This window comes from Streptomyces sp. DvalAA-43 (genome assembly GCF_900091725.1).
Taxonomy (GTDB): Bacteria; Actinomycetota; Actinomycetes; order Streptomycetales; family Streptomycetaceae; genus Streptomyces; species Streptomyces pulveraceus.
Genome location: NZ_FMBW01000092.1, coordinates 1 through 5,320 on the forward strand (window position 1 = coordinate 1; position 5,320 = coordinate 5,320).

At 65.6% G+C, this 5,320-nt stretch carries 1 protein-coding gene; it reads left to right on the forward strand.

Features of this window, described 5'->3' with window-relative positions; all coding sequences use genetic code 11:
• Positions 1-16 precede the first annotated feature (16 nt).
• Positions 17-5,320: non-ribosomal peptide synthetase (locus GA0115234_RS38530; protein WP_256088921.1), on the forward strand; the 5,304-nt coding region annotated here is incomplete at its 3' end.

Genomic DNA, 5,320 nt, shown 5'->3' on the forward strand with positions numbered 1-5,320 from the left:
TGCGGAGCGGATAACAGTGGCGCATTTCATTCCGTCGATGATGCAGGTATTTCTTTTGGAGCCTGCTGCGCGGATGTGTGTGTCGTTGCGGGCGGTGTTCGCCAGTGGTGAGGCGTTGTCGCCGGAGTTGCGGGATGCGTTCCTGCGCGACCTGAATGTTCCGCTGCACAATTTGTATGGTCCGACCGAGGCTTCGATCGATGTGACGGCGTGGGTGTGCCGGCCGGGTACGGAGACCGTGCCGATCGGTGGCCCGGTGGGCAACACCCGCACTTATGTCCTGGACGCGAACCTGCAGCCCGCCCCGGTCGGTGTGCCCGGTGAGCTCTACCTTGCCGGTGTCCAGCTGGCGCGCGGCTATCTCAACCGTCCCGGCCTGACGGCGGAGCGGTTCGTGGCCTGCCCGTTCGGTGCGGCGGGTGAGCGGATGTATCGCACGGGTGACCTGGCGCGCTGGCGCGCGGACGGGACGCTGGATTACCTGGGTCGTACGGATGACCAGGTGAAGGTCCGTGGCTACCGGATCGAGCTGGGTGAGATCGAGGCGGCGCTGCTGGGTGAGGAGGGTGTGGCGCAGGCGGCGGTGGTCGTCCGCGAGGACGTCCCCGGTGACAGGCGCATCGCCGCCTATCTCGTGCCCGCCGAGGGTGTGGCCGTGGACTTGTCGCAGGTCAAGGCCGGTGTCGCATCGGTGCTGCCGGACTACATGGTTCCGTCCGCGGTCCTCACGTTGGACGCGTTGCCGTTGACGGTGAACGGCAAGCTCGACCGGCGCGCACTGCCGGCCCCGGACCGCACCACCGCCCTGGAGGTGTCCTACCGGGCCCCGCGGACCGATGATGAGCAGCTGGTCTGCGAGGCGTTTGCCGAGGTGCTCGGCTTGGACCGGGTGGGTATCGATGACAACTTCTTCGAGCTCGGCGGGCACTCCCTTCTCGCGGTGACGCTCACGGAGCGGTTGCGTTCGCGCGGCATGTCCGTGTCGGTGCGGGCGTTGTTCCAGACGCCGACGCCTGCTGGTCTGGCTGCGGATGGCGGGGCGACGGGTCCGGTGTTCGTGGTGCCGGAGAACCGGATTCCGGGTGATGCCACGGTTCTGGCGCCGGAGATGGTGACGCTTGCCGAACTGACCCCAGCCGATCTCGACCGGATCACCGAGGCGATCCCGGGTGGTACGGCGAACATTGCGGACATCTACCCGCTCGCACCGTTGCAGGAAGGCATCTTCTTCCACCACCTGCTGGACGCCGAGCAAGGTCGTGACGTCTACATTCTGCCGACGGTGCTGGGGTTCGATTCCCGGCAGCGCGTGGACGAGTTCATTACTGCGTTGCAGCGTGTCGTCGATCGCCATGACATTCTGCGTACGGCGGTGCTGTGGGAGAACCTTTCCCAGCCTTTGCAGGTTGTTCAGCGGCGTGCGCCGTTGAGGGTTGAGGAGGTTGCTCTTACCCGGAGTCCTGGTGATGACGCGACGGCTCTGCTGCTGGAGGCGTGTCCGGCGGCGATGGACATCCGGCAGGCGCCGATGCTTGATGTGACGATCACCCAGGACACTCGCGACGCCGACGGGGATCGTTGGCTGATGGCGTTGCGGAGTCATCATCTGACTCGTGATCATCAGGCGTTGGAGATCTTGCTCGATGAGGTGCGTGCGCATCTGGAGCATGAGGAGGGGCGGCTTGCTGAGCCGGCTCCGTACCGTGACTTCGTCGCGTACTCACGCCTGGCTGTTTCGGCAGAGCAGCACCGCACCTACTTCGAGCGGGTCCTCGGCGACGTAGAAGAGCCGACCGCCCCTTACGGTGTCTTGGACACTCACGGTGACGGTAGTGAGACCGGTGAGACTGTGGTGGAGCTTGCCGCGGAGGTGGCTGAGCGGTTGCGGGCGCAGACGCGTCGGCATGGCGTGAGCGCGGCGGCGTTCTTCCATCTCGCCTGGGCACGGGTGGCCGCCGCGACGACCGGCCAGACCCACCCCGTCTTCGGCACCGTCCTCCTGGGCCGCATGGACGCGGGCGGGACGGCCCATCGCACCCCTGGCCTGTACATCAACACGTTGCCGATCCGGATCGACGCGACCCAGACCCTGGACCAGGGCCTGGGAACCGTACAGGCTCAATTGGGCGAGCTGTTGGCGCATGAGCATGCGCCGCTGGCCCTGGCGCAGCAGGTCACCAGCCTCCCGGCCCAGAGTCCGCTGTTCACCTCACTGCTCAACTACCGCCACAGCCCGGCGGCTGCTTCCGCGCAGGTCGACCTGCCGGAGAGCGAGAACGTCGGCATCGAGATCCTCTATGCCTCCGAGCGTACGAATTATCCGTTGACGGTGTCGGTTGATGACACGGGTGTCGGGTTCCGGTTTGTGGTGCAGGCTGTTGCTCCGATGGATTCGGGTGTGGTGTGTGGCCTGTTCGAGACCGCTGTGATGAATTTGGTGGTGGGGCTTGAGGAGCGGTCCGGCGTGGTGCTGGATCGGGTTCCGGTTCTGGATGACCGGCAGCGTGAGTTGGTGTTGTCGGGGTGGAACGATACGGCGCGTGAGGTTCCGGCGACGACGTTGCCGGATCTGTTCGAGGCGCAGGCTGCTCGGACTCCCGATGCTGCTGCGATGGTGTTCGGCGGTGGCACGGAACGGGAGGCTCTGTCGTATGCGGAGTTGAACGCGCGGGCGAACCGTCTGGCTCACCTCTTGATGGCTGAGGGGGTGGGGCCGGAGGACTTGGTTGCGATCTGTTTGCCGCGTTCGGTGGATCTGGTGGTGTCGCTGCTGGCCGTGGTGAAGGCGGGGGCCGCGTATCTGCCACTGGACCCGGACTACCCGGTCGAGCGCCTGGCAGCGACGCTGGCTGATGGTCGTCCGATGGCGTTGATCACGACCAGTACGACGACGGATGCCGGCCTGGGGGCAGGTATAGGTATGCGGCGGGTTGTCCTGGACGACCCTGCTGTGAGTGGTGTTCTTTCGGGGATGTCGGTGGTGGATCCGGTGCGTGTGGGTCATCGTCCGGAGCATCCTGCCTACGTCATCTATACGTCGGGTTCGACGGGGCGTCCGAAGGGTGTGGTGGTTGCGCATGAGGGTGTGGTGAATCGTCTGGCGTGGATGCAGGAGGATTATGGGCTGGGTGCGTCGGATCGGGTGTTGCAGAAGACTCCGGTTGGTTTCGATGTGTCGGTGTGGGAGTTCTTCTGGTCGTTGACGGCGGGCGCGACTTTGGTGGTTGCCCGGCCGGACGGGCATCGGGATCCGGGATATCTGGCCGAGGTCATCCGCGCGGAGCGGGTAACGGTCGCGCATTTCATTCCGTCGATGATGCAGGTATTTCTTTTGGAGCCTGCTGCGCGGATGTGTGTGTCGTTGCGGGCGGTGTTCGCCAGTGGTGAGGCGTTGTCGCCGGAGTTGCGGGATGCGTTCCTGCGCGACCTGAACGTTCCGCTGCACAATTTGTATGGTCCGACCGAGGCTTCGATCGAGGTGACGGCGTGGGCGTGCCGGCCGGGTACGGAGACCGTGCCGATCGGTGGCCCGGTCGGCAACACCCGCACCTATGTCCTGGACGCGAACCTGCAGCCCGCCCCGGTCGGTGTGCCCGGTGAGCTCTACCTTGCCGGTGTCCAGCTGGCGCGCGGCTATCTCAACCGTCCCGGCCTGACGGCGGAGCGGTTCGTGGCCTGCCCGTTCGGCACCCCGGGCGAGCGGATGTATCGCACGGGTGACCTGGCGCGTTGGCGTGCGGACGGGACGCTGGATTACCTGGGGCGTACGGATGACCAGGTGAAGGTTCGTGGTTTCCGTATTGAGCTGGGTGAGATCGAGGCGGCGCTGCTGGGTGAGGAGGGTGTGGCGCAGGCGGCGGTGGTCGTTCGTGAGGATGTTCCCGGTGACAAGCGGCTGACTGCGTATCTCGTGCCGGGTGCTGGTGCTGGTGTTGTGGTGGATCCGGTGGAGGTCAAGGCCGGTGTGGGGGCGGTGTTGCCGGAGTACATGGTTCCTTCGGCGATCGTTGTCCTGGATGCGTTGCCGTTGACGGTGAACGGCAAGCTGGACCGGCGTGCGTTGCCGGCTCCGGATCACACCGCCGCTCTGGAGGTGTCCTACCGGGCTCCGCGGACGCCGGACGAGCAGTTCCTGTGTGAGACGTTCGCCGACACTCTGGGCCTTGAGCGGGTCGGTATCGATGACAACTTCTTCGAGCTCGGTGGGCATTCGCTGCTGGCGGTGACGCTCACGGAGCGGCTGCGTTCGCGCGGCATGTCCGTGTCGGTGCGGGCGTTGTTCCAGACGCCGACGCCTGCTGGTCTGGCTGCGGATGGCGGGGCGACGGGTCCGGTGTTCGTGGTGCCGGAGAACCGGATTCCCCGTGATGCCACGGTTCTGGCGCCGGAGATGGTGACGCTTGCCGAGCTGACTGCGGCCGATCTCGACCGGATCGTCGAGGCGATCCCGGGCGGCGCGGCGAACATCGCCGACATCTACCCGCTCGCACCACTGCAGGAAGGCATCTTCTTCCACCACCTGCTGGATGCGGAGCAGGGCCGCGATGTGTATATCGTGCCGACGGTGCTGGGGTTCGATTCCCGGCAGCGCGTGGACGAGTTCATTACTGCGTTGCAGCGTGTCGTCGATCGCCATGACATTCTGCGTACGGCGGTGCTGTGGGAGAACCTTCCTCAGCCTTTGCAGGTTGTTCAGCGGCGTGCGCCGTTGAGGGTTGAGGAGGTTGCTCTTACCCGGAGTCCTGGTGATGACGCGACGGCTCTGCTGTTGGAGGCGTGTCCGGCGTCGATGGATATCCGGCTGGCGCCGATGCTTGATGTGACGATCACTCGCGATGTGAGTGGGGGTCGTTGGCTGATGGCGTTGCGGAGTCATCATCTGACTCGTGATCATCAGGCGTTGGAGATCTTGCTCGATGAGGTGCGTGCGCATCTGGAGCATGAGGAGGGGCGGCTTGCTGAGCCTGCTCCGTACCGTGACTTCGTCGCGTACTCACGCCTGGCTGTTTCGGCAGAGCAGCACCGCGCCTACTTCGAGCGGGTGCTCGGTGAGGTGGAGGAGCCGACCGCACCATATGGCGTCATGGACACCCACGGCGATGGCAGCCGAGCTGGCGAGGTCATGCTGGAGCTTGATGGGGAGGTGGCGGAGCGGTTGCGGGCGCAGACGCGTCGGCATGGTGTGAGCGCGGCGGCGTTCTTCCATCTTGCCTGGGCGCGGGTGGCTGCTGCGACGACCGGCCAGACCCACCCTGTCTTCGGCACCGTTCTCTTCGGGCGCATGGAGGCCGGGGAGGCTTCGGACCGTACTCCGGGTCTG